At 60.9% G+C, this 19,675-nt stretch carries 22 protein-coding genes; 18 read left to right on the top strand and 4 right to left on the bottom strand.

What is annotated here, in order from left to right; all coding sequences use genetic code 11:
* The first annotated feature begins 308 nt into the window (after window positions 1–308).
* Window positions 309–1,367 carry a DNA polymerase IV gene (gene dinB / locus VA602_RS24980; protein ID WP_177339373.1) on the top strand — a complete coding sequence of 353 codons (1,059 nt, stop codon included), beginning with the start codon at window positions 309–311 and terminating at the stop codon, window positions 1,365–1,367.
* A gap of 30 nt (window positions 1,368–1,397) precedes the next feature.
* On the opposite strand, the gene VA602_RS24975 is transcribed toward dinB, so the two are convergent.
* From VA602_RS24975 to VA602_RS24965, 3 genes are all read right to left on the bottom strand, one after another.
* A complete protein-coding gene (locus tag VA602_RS24975) occupies window positions 1,398–2,351 on the bottom strand; it encodes a hypothetical protein (protein WP_323454627.1) in 954 nt (317 codons plus the stop codon).
* Between the two features lie 20 nt (window positions 2,352–2,371).
* Window positions 2,372–4,087 (bottom strand): proline--tRNA ligase, encoded by a 1,716-nt coding sequence (locus VA602_RS24970; RefSeq protein WP_063545881.1) that lies wholly within the window; start codon window positions 4,085–4,087, stop codon window positions 2,372–2,374.
* A gap of 159 nt (window positions 4,088–4,246) precedes the next feature.
* Window positions 4,247–5,539 (bottom strand): OprD family porin, encoded by a 1,293-nt coding sequence (locus tag VA602_RS24965; RefSeq protein ID WP_323454626.1) that lies wholly within the window; start codon window positions 5,537–5,539, stop codon window positions 4,247–4,249.
* A gap of 745 nt (window positions 5,540–6,284) precedes the next feature.
* Here VA602_RS24965 and VA602_RS24960 point away from each other — a divergent pair.
* Window positions 6,285–6,704, top strand: a complete 420-nt coding sequence (locus VA602_RS24960; RefSeq protein ID WP_323454625.1) for an HIT family protein — start codon at window positions 6,285–6,287, stop codon at window positions 6,702–6,704.
* Window positions 6,705–6,707: 3 nt separating this feature from the next.
* Window positions 6,708–6,914: a SlyX family protein gene (locus VA602_RS24955; protein ID WP_054891006.1), complete on the top strand. Its 207-nt coding sequence runs from the start codon at window positions 6,708–6,710 to the stop codon at window positions 6,912–6,914.
* An 18-nt stretch (window positions 6,915–6,932) separates the two neighbouring features.
* Here VA602_RS24955 and VA602_RS24950 read toward each other — a convergent pair whose 3' ends face one another.
* A complete protein-coding gene (locus VA602_RS24950) occupies window positions 6,933–7,526 on the bottom strand; it encodes a cold shock domain-containing protein (protein ID WP_151925075.1) in 594 nt (197 codons plus the stop codon).
* A gap of 281 nt (window positions 7,527–7,807) precedes the next feature.
* Here VA602_RS24950 and VA602_RS24945 point away from each other — a divergent pair, with 281 nt between their 5' ends.
* The 15 genes from VA602_RS24945 (at window position 7,808) to ybgF (ending at window position 19,646) form a co-directional block, all read left to right on the top strand.
* Complete coding sequence (locus VA602_RS24945) at window positions 7,808–8,281, top strand: Dps family protein (protein WP_023381917.1); 474 nt, start codon at window positions 7,808–7,810, stop codon at window positions 8,279–8,281.
* 179 nt (window positions 8,282–8,460) lie between these two features.
* Complete coding sequence (locus tag VA602_RS24940) at window positions 8,461–8,778, top strand: ribbon-helix-helix domain-containing protein (protein ID WP_323454624.1); 318 nt, start codon at window positions 8,461–8,463, stop codon at window positions 8,776–8,778.
* A 92-nt stretch (window positions 8,779–8,870) separates the two neighbouring features.
* Window positions 8,871–9,089 carry an FmdB family zinc ribbon protein gene (locus VA602_RS24935; RefSeq protein WP_063545878.1) on the top strand — a complete coding sequence of 73 codons (219 nt, stop codon included), beginning with the start codon at window positions 8,871–8,873 and terminating at the stop codon, window positions 9,087–9,089.
* Window positions 9,090–9,183: 94 nt separating this feature from the next.
* Window positions 9,184–10,959, top strand: a complete 1,776-nt coding sequence (gene aspS / locus VA602_RS24930; protein WP_054891002.1) for an aspartate--tRNA ligase — start codon at window positions 9,184–9,186, stop codon at window positions 10,957–10,959.
* 109 nt (window positions 10,960–11,068) lie between these two features.
* On the top strand, window positions 11,069–11,815 hold the full coding sequence (locus tag VA602_RS24925; protein WP_054891001.1) for a YebC/PmpR family DNA-binding transcriptional regulator: 747 nt from the start codon (window positions 11,069–11,071) through the stop codon (window positions 11,813–11,815).
* A 64-nt stretch (window positions 11,816–11,879) separates the two neighbouring features.
* On the top strand, window positions 11,880–12,404 hold the full coding sequence (gene ruvC / locus VA602_RS24920; protein ID WP_323454623.1) for a crossover junction endodeoxyribonuclease RuvC: 525 nt from the start codon (window positions 11,880–11,882) through the stop codon (window positions 12,402–12,404).
* 109 nt (window positions 12,405–12,513) lie between these two features.
* Window positions 12,514–13,131, top strand: a complete 618-nt coding sequence (gene ruvA / locus VA602_RS24915; RefSeq protein ID WP_063545876.1) for a Holliday junction branch migration protein RuvA — start codon at window positions 12,514–12,516, stop codon at window positions 13,129–13,131.
* Window positions 13,128–14,174 carry a Holliday junction branch migration DNA helicase RuvB gene (ruvB, locus tag VA602_RS24910; RefSeq protein ID WP_054890998.1) on the top strand — a complete coding sequence of 349 codons (1,047 nt, stop codon included), beginning with the start codon at window positions 13,128–13,130 and terminating at the stop codon, window positions 14,172–14,174. Before ruvA ends, ruvB begins: the two co-directional genes overlap by 4 nt.
* A gap of 125 nt (window positions 14,175–14,299) precedes the next feature.
* Window positions 14,300–14,752, top strand: a complete 453-nt coding sequence (gene ybgC, locus VA602_RS24905) for a tol-pal system-associated acyl-CoA thioesterase (RefSeq protein ID WP_054890997.1) — start codon at window positions 14,300–14,302, stop codon at window positions 14,750–14,752.
* A gap of 2 nt (window positions 14,753–14,754) precedes the next feature.
* The gene (gene tolQ, locus VA602_RS24900; protein WP_054890996.1) at window positions 14,755–15,450 is read left to right on the top strand and encodes a protein TolQ; all 696 of its coding nucleotides are present in this window, start codon (window positions 14,755–14,757) and stop codon (window positions 15,448–15,450) included.
* A gap of 14 nt (window positions 15,451–15,464) precedes the next feature.
* Window positions 15,465–15,917, top strand: coding sequence for a protein TolR (gene tolR / locus VA602_RS24895; protein WP_054890995.1), 453 nt, complete (start codon window positions 15,465–15,467; stop codon window positions 15,915–15,917).
* Complete coding sequence (tolA, locus tag VA602_RS24890) at window positions 15,917–16,984, top strand: cell envelope integrity protein TolA (protein ID WP_054890994.1); 1,068 nt, start codon at window positions 15,917–15,919, stop codon at window positions 16,982–16,984. The genes tolR and tolA overlap by 1 nt, the downstream gene beginning before the upstream one ends.
* A 26-nt stretch (window positions 16,985–17,010) precedes the next feature.
* Window positions 17,011–18,282 (top strand): Tol-Pal system beta propeller repeat protein TolB, encoded by a 1,272-nt coding sequence (gene tolB / locus VA602_RS24885; RefSeq protein WP_054890993.1) that lies wholly within the window; start codon window positions 17,011–17,013, stop codon window positions 18,280–18,282.
* Between the two features lie 53 nt (window positions 18,283–18,335).
* On the top strand, window positions 18,336–18,833 hold the full coding sequence (gene pal, locus VA602_RS24880; RefSeq protein WP_023381906.1) for a peptidoglycan-associated lipoprotein Pal: 498 nt from the start codon (window positions 18,336–18,338) through the stop codon (window positions 18,831–18,833).
* Window positions 18,834–18,839: 6 nt separating this feature from the next.
* Window positions 18,840–19,646, top strand: a complete 807-nt coding sequence (gene ybgF / locus VA602_RS24875; protein ID WP_063545875.1) for a tol-pal system protein YbgF — start codon at window positions 18,840–18,842, stop codon at window positions 19,644–19,646.
* The last annotated feature ends 29 nt before the right edge of the window (window positions 19,647–19,675 follow it).

Raw genomic sequence — 19,675 nt, 5'->3', positions numbered from 1 at the left:
GGATTTGAACCGACGACCTTCGGGTTATGAGCCCGACGAGCTACCAGGCTGCTCCATCCCGCGCCTGTGGAATCGAATTCTACGGAAATCCTTCCGTGAGTCAAGCTATTTTTCAAAAAAACCTTTTTTGTTCAATCCCTTAGCCTGTTGCACAGGCCAGGAGCTGAGCCATGACGCGGGTTGTAGCGGGTTTTGCGAGGGGGCAGTCATACCGGTCATCCTTGCCCGCGTCGGGTGGGGCTGACGAATGCCGAGGCGCGTGCTGTAATATCTGTATGAATTTACAGTACTGACGGTCAGTCATGTCCCTGCGCAAGATCATCCACATCGATTGTGACTGTTTCTACGCCGCCATCGAGATGCGTGACGACCCCCGCCTGGCGGGTCGGCCCATGGCTGTGGGCGGTCAGCCGGGGCAGCGTGGGGTGATCGCCACCTGTAACTACGAGGCAAGGGCCTATGGCGTGCGTTCGGCGATGTCGTCGGGGCATGCCATGAAGTTGTGCCCGGACCTGCTGATCGTCAAGCCGCGTTTCGAGGCCTACCGTGAGGCCTCGCGGGAGATCCATGCGATATTTCGCGACTACACCGATCTCATCGAGCCACTATCGCTGGATGAGGCGTATCTGGATGTCAGCGACAGCCAGTGGTTTTCCGGCAGTGCCACGCGGATTGCCGAGGACATCCGTCGGCGCGTTTCCCAGACCTTGCACATCACGGTGTCCGCTGGCGTTGCACCGAACAAGTTCCTGGCCAAGATCGCCAGCGATTGGCGCAAACCCAATGGTTTGTTCGTGATCAGGCCCGATCAGGTCGATGAGTTCGTTGCCGCACTGCCGGTGGCACGCCTGCACGGGGTGGGCAAGGTGACTGCCGACAAGCTTTCAAGACTTGGTATCGATACCTGTCAGTCATTGCGCGAATGGTCGCGCCTGAGCCTGGTGCGCGAGTTCGGCAGTTTCGGTGAGCGGTTGTGGGGGCTTGCCCATGGCATCGACGAACGGGTCGTACAGAACGACAGCCGGCGCCAGTCGGTCAGCGTCGAAAACACCTACGACAACGATCTCCCTGACTTGGCCAGTTGCCTGGAAAAAATCCCGGATCTGCTCGACAGCCTGAACGGGCGGATTGCGCGCATGGACAGCAGCTACAAGCCAGACAAGCCTTTCGTCAAGGTCAAGTTCCATGATTTCAGCCAGACCACTCTGGAACAGGCGGGGGCGGGGCGGGACCTTGAGAGCTATCGGCAATTGCTCAGCCAGGCCTTCGCTCGGGGTGGCAAGCCGGTGAGGTTGCTGGGGGTGGGGGTAAGGTTGCGGGATCTGCGCGGTGCGCATGAGCAGTTGGAGCTGTTTCCTGCTCAATAAAAGAAAGGGGCGCATGGCGCCCCGTTCTTTTTACCGCTCTCCAGGGTCGGCGACCAATCGGCCGGTTTCCTTGGTCAGCGTCTTGAGGAATTCCTGCTGCAGCTCCGGATCGTTGCGTGTCAGCTCGATCAGGCTCTGTTCCAGTTCGCTGGCTTCCTCTTCCAGGCCCAGTTCCGAGAGACGTTTGACCCGGTGTACCCACTGGCCGACGTCATCGTCCTCGAGGTCGTCGAAGATCAGCTCATGAGCCTCCAGCAGCTTGTTGCGCAGCGTGCCGCTGACCAACAGGCTGGCGTCGCCGCGGATGCCGTTGTCTTCATCGATCGCCGCCAGGTGCAGGGTGCCGATATGGTTGAGGTTCTGCTCCGAGAATGGGCTGTCGAGCAGGTTCAGGCGTAGCACACCATGCTTGTCGGTGGTCAGCTCGTGGGTCATCTTGCCAGCCTTGACCTCGACCAGGCGCTCGTTCCACGGCAGGCTGGTGAACTCCTCGCGCTTGTCCTTCTGGACTTCGCTGATGCCAGCGAGGTTCTGCTGGGCGCGACCGTTGGACTGCACGTTCATGAATGGGTTGAGCCCGGCGATGCCGTAGCTGAGCCAGTCGTGGGTGACACTTTCCGGCAGGCTGTCGAAGGTGATCACGTTGACCACGTTGGCGCCTATGCCCGCGACCACCGCCACCGCACCCAGTGGGATCTCGTAGATCTCCCGCCAGGGCTGGTAGGGCGTGTAGCGGTCGTAGCGCCGCGTGACTTCGAACTCGGTGACTTCGAAGCGTCGCTGTTCATTGATGCGAACACGCCGTTGCGGAAGCTCCATCACCTTGGGCTCGCCGACGTCGATCTGCAGACTGTGCTCGAGCAACTTGCGCTCGACACGTTCCTCATGCTCGCTGCGTTGGGACATCTGGTTGGCGCAGCCGCTGAGGAACAGGGCGCCGCAGAGTGCGGCGCCCCCCAGGGTAAAGGTACTTCGCTTGGACATGTTCACTCGTGCATTGGTGGTCAGCGGCGGATGCGGGCCTGCAGGAAGGTCAGCACTTCGTTGAGCGGCAGCGGCTGGGCATCCTGTTCGGTGCGGTGCTTGTACTCCAGGTTGCCGTCGGCCAGGCCGCGGTCGCTGACGACGATGCGGTGCGGGATGCCGATCAGTTCCATGTCGGCGAACTTGATGCCGGGGCTGGTCTTCTTGTCACGGTCGTCCAGCAGCACTTCGTAGCCTGCGGCAGTCAGCTCGGCGTAGAGCTTGTCGGTTGCCTCGCGCACGGCGTCGGTCTCGTAGCGCAATGGCACGAGGGCGATCTGGAAAGGCGCCAGTGCATCGTTCCAGATGATGCCCTTGTCATCATGGTTCTGCTCGATGGCGGCGGCGACCACGCGGGACACGCCGATACCATAGCAACCCATCGACAGCACCACTGGCTTGCCGTTCTCGCCCAGTACCTGGCACTTGAGCGCCTCGCTGTACTTGGTGCCGAGCTGGAAGATGTGGCCCACTTCGATGCCGCGCTTGATGACCAGTGTGCCCTGGCCGTCGGGGCTCGGATCACCGGCGACGACGTTACGCAGGTCCGCGACCTGTGGCACTGGCAGGTCACGCTCCCAGTTCACGCCGAAGTAGTGCTTGTCGTCGATGTTGGCGCCGATGCCGAAGTCGCTCATCAGGGCGACCGAACGGTCGATGATGCATTCCAGCGGCAGGTTCAGTGGGCCGAGCGAGCCGGCACCGGCACCGATGGCTGCGCGCAGCTCGGCGTCGCTGGCCATGACCAGCGGGTCGGCAACCTGCTCCAGCTTGGTGGCCTTGATTTCGTTCAGCTCGTGGTCGCCACGTACGATCAGGGCGACCAGCTTGCCTTCCTCGGCGCCGCGCACGATCAGGGTCTTGACGGTCTTCTCGATCGCCAGGCCGTGGTTCTCGACCAGTTCGGCGATGGTCTTGGCGTTTGGCGTGTCGACCAGGCGCAGTTCTTCGGTTGGCGCCGGACGCACGGTTTCCCGTGGAATCGCTTCGGCTTTCTCGATGTTGGCGGCGTAGTCGGAGGTGTCGCTGAAGATCACGTCATCTTCGCCGGAAGAAGCCAGGACGTGGAATTCGTGGGAGTAGCTGCCACCGATCGAGCCGGTGTCGGCCTGCACCGGACGGAAGTCCAGGCCCAGGCGGGTAAAGATGTTGGAGTACGCCTGGTGCATGCGGTCGTAGGTTTCCTGCAGGGAAGCCTGGTCGGCATGGAAGGAGTAGGCGTCCTTCATGATGAACTCGCGGCCGCGCATCAGGCCGAAGCGCGGACGGATCTCGTCACGGAACTTGGTCTGGATCTGGTACATGTTCAGCGGCAGCTGTTTGTAGCTGGACAGCTCGTTGCGTGCCAGGTCGGTGATCACTTCTTCGTGAGTCGGGCCGACGCAGAAATCGCGGTCATGGCGGTCTTTCAGGCGCAGCAGCTCGGGGCCGTATTGTTCCCAGCGCCCGGATTCCTGCCACAACTCTGCGGGCTGGATGCTTGGCATCAACACTTCAAGGGCACCGGCGGCGTTCATTTCTTCGCGCACCACGTTCTCGACCTTGCGCATGACCCGCAGGCCCATCGGCAGCCAGGTGTACAGGCCGGAGGCCAGCTTGCGGATCATGCCGGCGCGCAGCATCAGCTGGTGGCTGATGACAACGGCGTCTGCCGGGGTTTCTTTCTGAGTGGCGAGCAAATATTGACTGGTGCGCATGGGAAGCCGTGTCGATTGCCTGAATGTTTGAAATGACCCCGCATTGTACGGGGGCGAGACGAAAGCGTACAGGATGCCCCAGGGCGCTCGGCTTGTCAGCCAAGAAAAAGCCCGGCAGATGCCGGGCTTCTTCAGGTGCGGGGCATTGCAAGCCGGGGCTTACAGGATGCTCAGCGGGTACTCGACGATCAGACGCAGTTCGTCGATCGAACCGGAGTTGTAGTAGACGCCGTCGCTGGAGCGGTAGGTTGCCTGGCGTACGCGGAAGCTCAGGTCTTTCGCTGGACCTTCCTGCAGGACGTACTTGACGTCGATATCGCGTTCCCACTCTTTGCCGTCGTTGGTGGTGGCGGTGTTGGCGCCGGTACCCCGAGCATAGCGAGTCATGAAGGTCAGGCCAGGAACACCGAACTCGGCGAAGTTCAGGTCGTAGCGAGCCTGCCAGGATTTCTCGTCCTCGGCGTTGAAGTCCGAGCGAGCGATAGAGTTGGCGAGGAATACAGTGCCGCCACCGTCCACGCCGTAACCATAGTCGCCATCGCCGGTCACGCGCTGGAAGGCCAGGGTGAAGGTGTGGGCGCCAAAGGTGTAGGCGCCGGAAAGGCTGAACGCGCGGTTGTCGAGTTTGGTTTCGTCGTCTTTGGCTGCGCGCTGGATGCCTTGACCATCGCTCTTGGTGTCATAGATGTTGAAGTCAAATACCAGCCCTTGATTGTCGGACAGGGGGATCGACCAGTTCACATTGCCGTAGTACTTGCGCCAGTAGTCTTCGACTTTCGAGTAGTACAGGCTGGTGGTCAGACCATCGGTAATGGTGTAGGTACCACCAAATACGTTTGCCGATTTAAGGCCAAGGCTGTCGTGATTGGTTTCGGCTTGGGCGTTGAGCGCAGTGAAACGACCGGCGTGAAGAGTCAGGCCTTTGATTTCGTTGCTGGTGATGAGCGCGCCTTCAGCGGTTTCCGGCAGCAAGCGGCTGTCGTCGGTTGCCAGCACTGGCAGAGCAGTGAATTGCTGGCCAACTTTCAGTACGGTGTCGGAGACGCGGAATTTAACTGCAGCGCCGCCCTTGGAGTAGTCGTCCTGCGAGCGGAAGTCAGAGCCAGTGGGGAAGAGGCCGCTCTGGGAGTAGCCGCGACCACTATCCAGCTTGATGCCCAGCAGGCCGATGGCATCGACGCCAACGCCGACGGTGCCCTGAGTGAAGCCCGACTCGAAGGTTCCAATGAAGCCCTGGCCCCATTCGCGCTGATCGTGGCGAATGCGGTTGGCGCGGTTGCCGTCGTTTTCCTTGTTGCGGTAGTCGCGGCTGAAATACAGGTTCCGCATTTTGACGTTCAGGCTGCTGTCTTCGATGAAACCCTTGGACTCATCTTGCGAAGAGGCGAGGGCCATCTGGGAAGTCCCCGCTGCAACAGCCAGGGCGATCATGCTCCACTTCATCACGCGCATCGTGATTTGCTCCTTTGGTTTTAGGAAGAGTACCGCTGCGCCCAAGTGTTTTAGTTATATGGGGCAGCTCTTTCTTTTTATGTCGGCGAAAATGTATATCACGCTGACTGTACTTGGCGACATGAAAAACGGAACCTTTCGGTAAGTTTACGGTCGTGTCGCTTTTGGCTATTTCCATGTCGCAAATCACGTCCCGCTAAAGGCGGGTCGTACACCCCAGCGCTGCTTCGAAGTCCGTCACGATTCCGTAAAGAATGGCTGTGTACTCGAAGCTCCCTGGTGAATCCCTTGTCGCTGTTGTTATTTGTCGCGTTCACCGGCTAATGCAGGTGCCGTGCCGACTTGGCGTAAAAAGAATGCAACAAGCGTGCACAAAAACGATCAGTGTTGATGAATTTTTCACAAATGCCCGCAAAGCGTCCTGAAACCTCCGGAAACACTGGGTTCAGGTGCTTTGGGGGTATAACGCGATGTTGATTATCGTTTGCAGAATAAAGCTGGCTTGAAAGTCAAGGTGTTACCGCTGACTGTTGATGCTGAGTAGTTTGTACCAGGCGGGTATGACAGGCGTATTGTTCGTTGCTTCATTTTGGTGCGAAAAGTAGCGCAGTGTTACCGCTTGTGGCGCGTGCGTCTCGGTCGGGGGCGGACAAGTGAGTGGGTCGTGTCGTGGGCTCTGCAAGCAAGGTATCCTTGCGCTCCACCCGCGTTCGAGTCGGGTCGTGTCATTCGATGGAGGTTTGCCGTGTTTGTCCTGGATTCGCGTCTGCAGCAGGATTCCCTGGTGCTGGGGGATTTCCCGTTGTCCCGTCTTTTGCTGAGCAAGGATGCCAACTACCCCTGGTTCATCCTGGTACCGCGCCGTGCTGATGTCAGCGAGCTGTTCCAGCTGGATCTGGCCGACCAGCAGCAACTGTGGAAGGAAACCACCTTGCTCGCCGAGGCGCTCAAGGGTGAGTTCGTGGCAGACAAGATGAATGTCGCCACGCTGGGCAATGTCGTCAGTCAGTTACACATGCACGTGGTGGTGCGTCATCGCGGCGATGCGGCGTGGCCCGCGCCGGTGTGGGGCAAGGTGCCCGCGCTCGACTACGCGCCCGAGCAGGTCGTTGCAATTCGTCAGCGCCTGCGCGGGTTGGCGCTTGAAGGTTTCGAGGAGGCCTGAGCCATGTCACTGGAAGCGAGAATCGTCGAGCTGGAGATGCGCCAGGCGTTTCAGGATGACACCCTTCAGGCGCTCAGCGACGAAGTGGCCGGGCAGAACCGGCTGATCGAGCGTCTGCAGTTGCAGATCGCCGAGCTGATCAAGCGTCATGAAGAGATGGTCGGCCAGTACGAGGCCGGAGGGGAGGAGCCTCCACCACCTCATTATTGAGGTGATGGAGGCGGGTGGTCAGCGGCGTGAAACCGCGACCACGTCTTCGGCCTGCAGGCCTTTGTCGCGATGCATTACCGAGAACTCCACGCGCTGGCCTTCGACCAGGACGCGATGGCCTTCGCCGCGGATGGCGCGAAAGTGCACGAAGATGTCATCGCCGGAGTCGCGGGAGATGAATCCAAAGCCTTTCGAAGTATTGAACCACTTCACGGTGCCGGTATCGCGCTTGCTGGCATCTTGCGGGCCCGCCTGGCTGGCGCGTGACTTGCGGCCGCTGCGGGCGAAGCCGGCGGCCAGGTGCAGGGCGGCTGCCAGTGCCGCGCAGAGCAGCGCCGACAAGCTGCCGAGCTCGGGGCGGGCAAGGACGGTGATGGTTTGCAGGATCACCGCCAGCACCAGGAGTGCGCTGGCCAGGTGTTGCAGTTGCTGGCGGGCGCCGCGGTAGTAAAGCGGTACAACCGGTGCCAGGACCAGGTTGAGCAGGCCCAGGAGTACCAGGTAAACCGCTTCGGGTTGTTGCAGGAAGGGTGTGGCGTCGGTTTTGAGGCTGGGTATGAACGACAGCAGCAAAGCCGCAACGCCCGTCACCAGATGGACGATCTTGAACATTGGGTTGGCTCACATATTTGGATAAGGCCGATCACAGGAAGAGCTGGCAGCACGGTGCGCATGAGGTATGGAGCGCGATCACGTGACTGTTCAGCCTATGCACCCGGCAATAACAGTCCGCACGGGTGGCACCCTGCCTATTTAACAGCAAAGCCAGGGGGTTCTCAAACCGCAGGGGTGGTCAGGCGATGTGTTGCCTTGTGTCACATGCAGCCGTCTGCAACTCTTGGTACAGTGTTTTCGCCCGCTTGATCGTCAAGCCTTATGGAAAGGGGAGATTCATGGCAATCGATATCGGTATCAGCGAAGAAGATCGCAAGTCCATCGTCGAAGGGTTGTCCCGCCTGCTGTCGGACACCTATGTGCTGTATCTGAAAACCCACAACTTCCACTGGAACGTTACCGGTCCGTCGTTCCGAACCCTGCACCTGATGTTCGAAGAGCAGTACAACGAACTGGCCCTGGCAGTCGACTCGATCGCCGAACGCATTCGCGCGCTGGGATTCCCGGCGCCGGGTTCCTATGCATTCTATGCGCGCCATTCCTCGATCAAGGAGGAAGAGGGAGTGCCCGCTGCCGATGAAATGATCCGCCAGCTGGTCCAGGGGCAAGAGGCGGTGGTGCGCACGGCGCGCAGCATCTTCCCGGTGGTGGACAAGGTCAGTGACGAGCCGACGGCCGACCTGCTCACCCAGCGCATGCAGGTGCACGAAAAAACCGCCTGGATGCTGCGAGTGCTGCTCGACGGCAAATAACGATGCGCCGGCCTATGGCCAGGCTGGTCCATCAAGCCCGGTGTCGCCTTGCGATCCCGGGCTTTTTTATTATGGGGAAACCCTTGCTGCTGCTCTGTGATGCCGGAACGGCGCTTCATTGAAGCACCCTCGACCTTGTTGTGCGGGGTATGAAGTGATCGCAATCAAGGAGCAGAACCATGGCGCAAGCAAGCAGGCACGGCGGTTGGCCAGGCAGGGATTGTCAGGATCCGTTCAGGGGGGATTTCGACATGTTGCAGGTCGTACCGGTCTCGCGGTCTGTAAGGCTCAATGGTTTTGCCACGTGCCTTCGGCTCGAGGCGGTCTACTGGCGTATTCTGGAGCGTATTGCCGAGGCCAATGGTTGTTCGGTGAGCGCTGTGCTGTCCTACGTCGATCGAGAGGTGCACCTGCGACAGGGCGGTGTGCGTAATTTCAGTGGGCTGATTCGCGTCATCTGCGTGGCCTGGTTACTTGATCCGCCGAGTACACACTGATCGCCGGGCGGGCTGCACAGCACTCCTTAACCATATATAATCCCGCTTTTTGCTGCCCCGGCAGCCAGCGTTGTGGTTGACGAGAGACCTCCATGCCCCTTTATGACTATCAATGTGCTTCCTGCGACCACCGCATGGAGGTGTTGCAGAAAATCAGCGCCGCGCCATTGACCGATTGTCCGGCATGCCAGGCGCCGGCCCTGAAGAAATTGCTGTCGGTACCCGGCTTTCGCCTGAGTGGCAATGGCTGGTACGAGACCGACTTCAAGACCGGGGCGAAGAAGAACCTGGCCGGCGACAAGGCCGACTGAGTTGAATTGCAGCGACAGGGTCTTGCACTATTAGCCCTCAGGGCGGACAAGACCTCCACCGAATACACGAATCACGAGAAGCGAAACCACGATCATGATGCGCAGCCATTATTGCGGCCAACTGAACGAGAGCCTGGACGGCCAGGAAGTCACCCTTTGCGGCTGGGTCCATCGGCGTCGCGACCACGGCGGGGTGATCTTCCTCGACATCCGTGACCGCGAAGGCATGGCCCAGGTCGTGTTCGATCCGGATCGCGCCGAAACCTTCGCCGCCGCCGACCGCGTGCGCAGCGAATACGTGGTGCAGATCACCGGCAAGGTGCGCAAGCGCCCTGACGGCGCGGTGAACGCGAACATGGCCTCCGGCGCCATCGAGATCCTCGGTTACCAGCTGAACGTGCTCAACGAAGCCGAGACCCCGCCATTCCCGTTGAACGAATACTCCGACGTCGGCGAAGAAACCCGCCTGCGCTATCGTTTCATCGACCTGCGTCGCCCGGAAATGGCCGACAAGCTGCGCCTGCGTTCGCGCATCACCAGCAGCATTCGCCGCTTCCTCGACGAGAACGGCTTCCTCGACGTCGAAACGCCGATCCTGACCCGTGCCACTCCGGAAGGCGCGCGCGACTACCTGGTGCCCAGCCGCACCCACGCTGGCAGCTTCTTCGCCCTGCCGCAGTCGCCCCAACTGTTCAAGCAACTGCTGATGGTGGCCGGCTTCGACCGCTACTACCAGATTGCCAAGTGCTTCCGCGATGAAGACCTGCGTGCTGACCGCCAGCCGGAATTCACCCAGATCGACATCGAGACCAGCTTCCTCGACGAGTCCGAGATCATGGGCCTCACCGAGAGCATGATCCGCAAGCTGTTCAAGGAAGTGCTCGACCTCGAGTTCGGCGACTTCCCGCACATGACCTTCGAAGAAGCCATGCGTCGTTATGGCTCCGACAAGCCGGACCTGCGCATCCCGCTGGAACTGGTCGATGTTGCCGATCAGCTCAAGGACGTTGACTTCAAGGTCTTTGCAGGTCCTGCCAACGATCCGAAGTGCCGTGTCACTGCCCTGCGCCTGCCGGGCGGCGCTGCCATGCCGCGCAGCAAGATCGACGAGTACACCAAGTTCGTCGGCATCTACGGTGCCAAGGGCCTGGCGTACATCAAGGTCAACGAGCGCGCCAAGGGCGTCGAGGGCCTGCAGTCGCCGATCGTCAAGAACATCCCTGAGGCCAACCTCAACGTGATCCTCGATCGCGTCGGCGCGGTCGATGGCGACATCGTGTTCTTCGGGGCCGACAAGTTCAAGGTCGTCAGCGAGGCCCTGGGCGCGCTGCGTATCAAGCTGGGTCATGACTTCAACCTGCTCACCTGCGAGTGGGCACCGATGTGGGTCGTCGACTTCCCGATGTTCGAAGAGAACGAGGACGGCAGCTTCACCGCGCTGCACCACCCGTTCACCGCACCCAAGTGCACCCCTGAAGAGCTGGAGGCCAACCCGGCCACCGCCTTGTCGCGTGCCTACGACATGGTGCTCAACGGCACCGAGCTGGGTGGCGGTTCCATCCGTATCCACCGTAAAGAGATGCAGCAGGCAGTCTTCCGTCTGCTGGGTATCGAGGCGGCGGAACAGGAAGAGAAGTTCGGCTTCCTGCTCGACGCCCTGAAGTTCGGCGCCCCGCCACACGGTGGTCTGGCCTTCGGCCTCGATCGTCTGGTCATGCTGATGACCGGCGCCCAGTCGATCCGCGAAGTGATCGCGTTCCCGAAAACCCAGAGCGCTGCGTGCGTCATGACTCAGGCTCCGGGCCTGGTCGATGCCAAGGCTCTGCGCGAGCTGCACATCCGTCTGCGTGAGCAGACCAAGGTCGAGTAACCGACCGCAGGCGCCCCGAAGTCGGGGCGCTTCGCGCTTGCGCGCAGGATTTTCCGCGTTCCGCCCTTCGGGGCGGAACCTGTTTCTGTTTCAAGGATTTGGAGTCGTTATGGCCGGTCATTCCAAGTGGGCGAATATCAAGCACCGCAAAGAACGCCAGGATGCCAAGAGAGGCAAGATCTTCACCAAGTGGATCCGCGAACTGACCGTCGCTGCCAAGCAGGGTGGTGGTGATCCGGCCTCCAATCCCCGGCTGCGGTTGGCGCTGGACAAGGCGCTGGGTGCCAACATGAGCCGCGACATCATCGATCGTGCGGTGGCGCGTGGGGCTGGCACCAACGAAAGCGACAACGTCGAAGAGCTCAGCTACGAGGGTTACGGCCCCGGTGGCGTGGCGATCATGGTCGAGGCCATGACCGACAACCGCAACCGCACTGCAGCAGCCGTGCGTCATGCCTTCACCAAGTGTGGCGGCAACCTCGGTACCGATGGCTCGGTGGCTTATCTGTTCGAGCGCAAGGGGCAGATCAGCTTTGCACCGGGCGTCGAGGAAGATGCGCTGATCGAGGCGGCCATGGAAGCCGATGCCGATGATGTGGTCGGCAATGACGATGGCTCCTTCGACGTCTTCACCTCCTTCAACAGCTTCTACGCTGTGCGCAATGCGCTGGAAGAGGCGGGCTTCAAGGCTGCCGACGCGGAAATCGTCATGCAGCCGACCACCAGCGCCGAGCTGGATCAGGACGGCGCGGAGAAGGTGCTCAAGCTGATCGATATGCTCGAGGACCTGGACGACGTGCAGAACGTCTACTCCAATGCGCAGATCTCCGACGAGATCATGGAAAAACTCGGCTAAGGTTTTCCTTGGTCTTCGGGGCCTCTTCGCGGGTCAGTGAAATGTGTAAAGAACCGCAGGCTTTATGACGCTGATTCTTGGTATCGACCCCGGTTCGCGAATCACCGGTTATGGTGTGGTACGCCACACGCCGCGGGGGTGCGAGTATGTGGCCTCCGGTTGCATCCGCACCGGTGGTGGCGAGTTGCATGAGCGACTGCAGATCGTGTTTCGCGGCGTCAGCGAGGTGATTCGCCTGCATGGCCCCGTCACCATGGGCATCGAGCGGGTGTTCATGGCACGCAATGCCGACTCGGCGCTCAAGCTTGGCCAGGCCCGCGGTGCAGCCATCGTCGCTGCCGCCGAGGCGGGCCTGGAGATCGCCGAATACACCGCCAGCCAGGTCAAGCAGTCGGTGGCCGGTACGGGCGGGGCGAACAAGGATCAGGTCATGCTGATGGTCATGCACCTGCTCAAGCTGACGCAGAAGCCGCAGGTCGACGCCTCCGACGCCTTGGCCATCGCCCTGTGCCATGCCCATACACGCTCCAGCCTGGTGCCCCACGGCCTGGCCACCGCACGCCGGCGCGGTGGGCGCTTGCGTCTGTAACAGCTTCATGCCCTGATACACATTTTGTCCGGGTGACACGCTCACCCGCCGCATTTGCTGATAGGGTTGTCCGGTCGCCGACCAGACGCCCGAGAGAAAGGATCCGAACGTGATTGGACGTTTGCGTGGCACCCTGGCGGAAAAACAACCGCCGCACCTGATTATCGATGTCAATGGCCTGGGCTATGAGCTGGAGGTGCCGATGACGACGCTGTACCGCCTGCCCAAGGTCGGCGAAGCGGTGACGCTGCACACTCATCTGGTGGTGCGCGAAGACGCCCACCTGCTCTATGGCTTCTTCGAGAAGCGCGAGCGCGAGCTGTTCCGCGAGCTGATCCGTCTCAATGGCGTCGGCCCGAAGTTGGCTCTGGCGTTGATGTCGGGCCTCGAGGTCGATGAGCTGGTGCGCTGCGTGCAGGCCCAGGATGCGTCGGCTCTGGTGCGCGTACCCGGCGTCGGCAAGAAGACCGCCGAGCGCCTGCTGGTCGAGCTCAAGGACCGTTTCAAGGCCTGGGAAACCTCGCCTGCGATGTTCACCCTGGTGTCCGATGGGCCACTGCCGGTGGCCAGCACCTCCAGCGCCGAAGCCGATGCAGTCAGCGCCCTGATCTCGTTGGGCTACAAACCTCAGGAAGCCAGCAAGGCGGTGTCGGCGATCAAGGACAAGGCGAACATGACCAGCGAGGAACTGATTCGCCATAGCCTCAAAGGGATGATCGTCAAGTGATCGAAGCCGACCGCCTGATCGCCGCCAGCGGGCGCGACCGTGAAGAGGTCCAGGACCGTGCCATTCGTCCGTTGAGCCTGGACGAGTACATCGGCCAGCCGGTGGTGCGCGAGCAGATGGGCCTGTTCATCCAGGCCGCCCGCGGCCGCAACGAGTCCCTCGATCACACCTTGATCTTCGGTCCGCCCGGTCTGGGCAAGACCACCCTCGCCAATATCATCGCCCACGAGATGGGGGTTTCGGTCAAGAGCACGTCCGGCCCGATCCTCGAGCGCCCGGGTGATCTGGCGGCAATGCTGACCAACCTCGAGCCGCACGACGTGCTGTTCATCGATGAAATCCACCGCCTGTCGCCTGTGGTCGAGGAGGTGCTCTACCCGGCGATGGAGGACTTCCAGCTCGACATCATGATCGGTGAGGGGCCTGCCGCACGCTCGATCAAGCTCGACCTGCCGCCGTTCACCCTGGTCGGTGCGACCACCCGGGCCGGCATGCTCACCAACCCACTGCGTGATCGTTTCGGGATCGTCCAGCGCTTGGAGTTCTACAGCAACCAGGACCTGGCGACCATCGTCAGCCGGTCGGCGAACATTCTGGGGCTTGCCATCGAAGACAAGGGCGCTTTCGAGATCGCCCGTCGCGCCCGCGGTACGCCACGGATCGCCAACCGCCTGCTCCGCCGCGTGCGTGACTACGCCGAGGTGCGTGCGAAGGGCCAGATCACCAAGGAAATCGCCGACAAGGCATTGAACCTTCTTGACGTCGACGAGCGCGGTTTCGACCATTCCGACCGGCGCCTGCTGTTGACCATGATCGAGAAGTTCGATGGCGGACCGGTAGGCGTGGACAACCTGGCGGCTGCGATCAGCGAAGAGCGGCACACCATCGAGGATGTCCTCGAACCGTACCTGATCCAGCAGGGCTACATCATGCGTACGCCGCGTGGTCGTGTGGTCACCCGGCACGCCTACCTGCATTTCGGCCTGAACATTCCTGGGCGCTTTGCCGAGGGCGGAGAATTTTCTGATCCTGACGATGAGTGACAGATCGAATCGGGGTTTTCGTGGTCCTAGCGCTGGCACTTTGCGACAGCGCTGGCAATACGACATTTCCCCTGAAAAAACAGTTGCCGGGGCGGATTGGCAAGCTGAGGAGTAAGCACTAGAGTATGCGCGCGCAAAATCGGCAGGACCCGTTCGCTCACCGTTGTCGCGTCTATTACGAGGATACTGACGCAGGCGGGGTGGTGTACTACGTCAACTACCTGAAATTCATGGAGCGTGCACGCACCGAGAGGTTGCGGCACCTGGGGTTCTCCCAGTCCGAGCTGGCGGAACAGAATCTATTGTTCGTCGTCCACTCCAGCGAGGCGCGCTACCACGCGCCGGCACGGTTGGACGATGCGTTGCGGGTAACCGCACAAGTACTTGAATTGAATCGCGCCAGCCTGCGCTTCGTGCAGCAGGTCTGGCGAGAAGCGGATGAAACACTGCTTTGCGAAGGGCAGTTCCTGGTGGCCGCCGTGCGCGCCGACACTTTCAAACCCCGGGCCATTCCCCCTGAACTGCGCGACGCTTTCATGGCGGACGGCACGGGTACTCAATCGAACGCAGGAGAATAAGCGTGGAAGCAAACGTCGTCGACCATACCTCCATGTGGAGCCTGGTCGCCAATGCCAGTGTGGTGGTTCAGCTGGTAATGCTGACTCTCGTGGCAGCCTCGGTGACCTCTTGGATCATGATCTTCCAGCGCAGCACCATGCTGCGCGCCGGTCGTCGTGCACTGGACGCTTTCGAAGAGCGTTTCTGGTCGGGCATCGACCTGTCCAAACTGTATCGTCAGGCCGGCAGCAACCCTGATCCGGACTCGGGTGTCGAGCAGGTCTTCCGCGCCGGCTTCAAGGAATTTTCGCGCCTGCGCCAGCAGCCGGGCGTCGATCCTGATGCGGTCATGGAAGGCGTGGGGCGCGCCATGCGTGTAGCCATCTCCCGCGAGGAAGAGAAGCTCGAGCAGAGCCTGCCGTTCCTGGCCACCGTCGGTTCCACCAGCCCGTACATCGGCCTGTTCGGTACCGTATGGGGCATCATGAACTCCTTCCGCGGCCTGGCCAGCGCCCAGCAGGCCACCCTTGCCACCGTGGCACCCGGCATTGCCGAGGCACTGATCGCCACCGCGATCGGCCTGTTCGCCGCGATCCCGGCAGTCATCGCCTACAACCGCTTCGCTGCACGCAGCGAAACACTGATCGGTCGCTACTACACGTTCGCCGATGAGTTCCAGGCGATCCTGCACCGCAAAGTACACACCAGCGAAGAGTGATCAGGTAGACATCCATGGCCCGAGTTCGCCACAAACGCAAGCCGGTCGCCGAGATGAACGTGGTGCCCTACATCGACGTGATGCTGGTGCTGCTGGTCATCTTCATGGTGACCGCACCCATGCTCAACCAGGGCGTGAAGGTCGACCTGCCCAAGGTTTCCAGCGAAGCCTTGCCGCAGGACAACAACGTCCAGATCCTCACCATCTCGATCAAGGCCGACAAAACCTACTACTGGAACCTCGGTAGCGAAGTCGATACCGACAAACAGATGGACAAGGCGATGACCCTGCCGGAAATGACCAACGCGGTGACCAAGATCATCGCTGCCGGCCGCGACCAGGGCAAACAGACCCAGGTGTTCATCCGGGGTGACAAGGCCGTCGACTATGGCGCGGTCATGGGCGCCATGGGCGGGTTGCAGAAAGCCGGTGTCGGTAACGTTGGCCTGATTACCGAGGCGCCCTGATGCAACAGCGAGAGCCATCCGCCTCGGAAAGCTACTTCTGGCCCAGCGTCTGGGCCATTGGCCTGCATGTGCTGGTGTTCGGCCTGCTGTTCGTCAGCTTCGCCATGACGCCTGAACTGCCGCCGTCCAAGCCGATCGTCCAGGCTACGCTCTATCAGCTCAAGTCAAAGAGCCAGGCGACCACCCAGACCAATCAGAAGATTGCCGGGGAAGCCAAAAAAACGGCTTCACGCCAGACTGAAGTCGAGCAGATGGAGCAGAAGAAGGTCGAGCAGGAAGCTGTGAAGGCCGCGGAACAAAAGAAAGCCGACGCCGCTCAAAAGGCCGAGGAAGCTCGCGAGGCCGCCGAAGCCAAGAAAGCCGAGGACGCTGCCAAGGCTGCCGAGGCGAAAAAGGCCGCCGAGCAGAAGAAGGCCGAGGAAGCGAAGAAGCAGCAGGCTGACATCGCCAAGAAGAAGGCCGAAGACGAGGCCAAGAAACAGGCCGAGGAAGAAGCCAAGAAAGCTGCGGCCGAAGAGGCGAAGAAGAAAGCCGCCGAAGACGCCAAGAAAAAAGCAGCCGAGGACGCCAAGAAGAAAGCCGCGGCGGCCGAGGAAGCGAAGAAGAAGGCAGCTGAAGAGGCCAAGAAGAAGGCCGCTGCGGACGCCCAGAAGAAAAAGGCACAGGATGCGGCCCGCAAGGCGGCTGAAGACAAGAAGGCTCAGGCTCTGGCCGAGTTGCTGTCCGACACCACCGAGCGTCAGCAGGCACTGGCCGACGAGCAAGGCGACCAGGTGGCGGGTGATTTCGACGACCTCATCCGCATGCGTGCGGCCGAAGGTTGGGCGCGTCCGCCATCCGCGCGCAAAGGCATGACGGTAGTCCTGCAGATCAACATGCTGCCGGACGGCACGATCACCAATGTGAGCGTGGCCAAGTCCAGTGGCGACGGTCCGTTCGACAGCTCGGCCGTGGCCGCGGTGAAGAACATTGGCCGGTTGACTGAAATGCAGGGCTTGAAGCCGAACGAGTTCAATCCGTATCGTTCGTTCAAGATGACATTTACACCTGAGGATCTAGCGTTGTGATTAAACGTCTGAGAGGACTGCTGGTCATGCTCTGCTGCGTGGCAGGCATGGCCGTGGCAGAGGAAAAGAACATCCTGGTCACCAGCGGCAGCGACCGGGCCACGCCCATCGCGGTAGTGCCGTTTGGTCTGCAGGGTGGCAGCGTGCTGCCGGAAGACATGGCCGACATCATCGGCAACGACCTGCGCAACTCCGGCTACTACGCGCCCATCCCGCGGCAGAACATGATCAGCCAGCCGACCCAGGCCAGCGAAGTCATCTTCCGCGACTGGAAAGCGCTGGGTGCCCAGTACGTGATGGTCGGTAGCATCGTGCCGTCCGGTGGTCGCCTGCAGATCAGCTACGCGCTGTTCAACGTTGCGACCGAGCAACAGGTGCTGACCGGCAGTGTCGGTGGTGGCGTCGATCAGTTGCGCGACATGGCGCACTACATCGCTGACCAATCGTTCGAGAAGCTCACCGGTATCAAGGGTGCGTTCTCCACCCGTATGCTGTACGTGACCGCCGAGCGTTTCTCGACCAACAACACCCGCTACACCCTGCAGCGCTCTGACTACGACGGTGCCCGTGCAGTGACGCTGCTGCAGTCGCGCGAGCCCATCCTGTCGCCGCGTTTTGCGCCTGATGGCAAGCGTATCGCCTATGTCTCGTTCGAGCAGAAGCGCCCACGTATCTTCGTCCAGCACATCGACACCGGTCGCCGCGAGCAGATCACCAACTTCGAAGGCCTTAATGGTGCACCGGCCTGGTCGCCCGATGGCAATCGCCTGGCGTTCGTGCTGTCCAAGGACGGCAACCCGGACATCTATGTGATGAACATGGGTTCACGTCAGATCAGCCGTGTCACGGCAGGCCCTGGTATCAATACCGAGCCGTTCTGGGGCAAGGATGGCAACACCCTTTACTTCACCTCCGACCGTGGTGGCAAGCCACAGATCTACAAGACGTCGGTGGGTGGCGGTGGCGCCGAGCGTGTCACCTTCGTTGGCAACTACAACGCCAACCCGAAACTGTCGGCGGATGAAAAGACCCTGGTAATGATTCATCGCCAGGAAGGTTTCACCAACTTCAAGGTGGCTGCCCAGGACTTGCAACGGGGAAGTGTAAAGATTCTTTCTGAAACGAGTCTTGATGAGTCTCCCACTGTTGCGCCAAACGGCACCATGCTAATCTACGCCACCCGCCAGCAGGGCCGGGGAGTCTTGATGCTCGTGTCGCTTAACGGCCGTGTGAGGCTCCCACTTCCTACCGCTCAAGGCGAAGTCAGAGAACCGTCCTGGTCCCCCTACCTGAACTGATTGCGGCGTAACAATTTTGCTTAACACACTGGGGTTTCATTAGGAGTTTCACGATGGAAATGCTGAAGTTTGGTAAATTCGCTGCGCTGGCTCTGGCCATGGCCGTAGCTGTAGGTTGCTCCTCCAAGGGCGGTGACAACGCTGGCGAAGGCGCTGTTGATCCGAACGCTGGCTACGGTGCAAACACCGGCGCTGTCGACGGTTCCCTGAGCGAAGAAGCCGCCCTGCGCGCAATCACCACCTTCTACTTCGAATACGACAGCTCGGATCTGAAGCCAGAAGCCATGCGCGCCCTGGACGTTCACGCCAAGGACCTGAAAGCCAACGGCAACCGCGTTGTTCTGGAAGGTAACACCGACGAGCGTGGTACCCGCGAGTACAACATGGCTCTGGGCGAGCGTCGTGCCAAGGCCGTTCAGCGCTACCTGGTTCTGCAGGGCGTTTCCCCTGCTCAGCTGGAACTGGTTTCCTACGGCGAAGAGCGTCCAGTTGCTACCGGCAACGACGAGCAGTCCTGGGCTCAGAACCGTCGCGTAGAACTGCGTAAGTAAGTTCTTATGCGTATGTGCCGTCGTGTTGTAACCGTCCTCGCCCTCAGCCTGCCGCTTTCTGCGTGGGCTGCGGTTCCTGTAGTTGATGACAACGGAGGCAGTTATCCGCCTTCGGGTTATGGCACGAGCGGCGCCTATGCCGGGGCAGGGGCTTCGGCCCCTGCTTCTGCACAGGGTCAGCTGTTCCTGCAGCTGCAACAAATGCAGGACCAGATTTCCCGTCAGCAAGGCATCATCGAAGAGCTGCAGAACGATGTGTCGCGCATGAAGCAGGAAAACCTGGAGCGATACCAGGATCTGGACCGCCGCATCAACAGTGGTGCCGCACCAGCCGCTACACCCGATAATTCCTCCACCGGTGGCGCATCCGACGCCGCAGGTGCCGCTGCGGGCGCTAGCGCTGCGCAGCAACCGGCTGCCAATGGCGAGCCGGCCGATCCGGCGAAAGAAAAGCTGTTCTACGATGCTGCTTTCGATCTGATCAAGCAGAAGGACTTCGACAAGGCCAGCCAGGCTTTCAGCGCCTTCCTGCGCAAGTACCCCAACAGCCAGTACGCCGGCAACGCGCAGTACTGGCTGGGTGAGGTCAACCTCGCCAAAGGCGACCTGCAAGGCGCCGGCCAGGCCTTCGCCAAGGTCAGCCAGTTGTACCCCAAGCACAGCAAGGTGCCTGACTCGCTGTACAAGTTGGCCGATGTCGAACGTCGCATGGGCCATACCGACAAGGTCAAGGGCATCCTGCAGCAAGTCATCACCCAGTACCCTGGCACCTCCGCCGCGCAACTGGCCCAGCGTGACCTGCAGAAGCTCTGAACTGCACCGCTTGAAAGAAACCCGCGCCT

It is taken from the genome of Pseudomonas machongensis (assembly GCF_034961125.1).
Taxonomy (GTDB): Bacteria; Pseudomonadota; Gammaproteobacteria; order Pseudomonadales; family Pseudomonadaceae; genus Aquipseudomonas; species Aquipseudomonas machongensis.
Note: the sequence above shows the minus strand (reverse complement) of the source record. Positions and strands in the feature narration are given on the sequence as shown.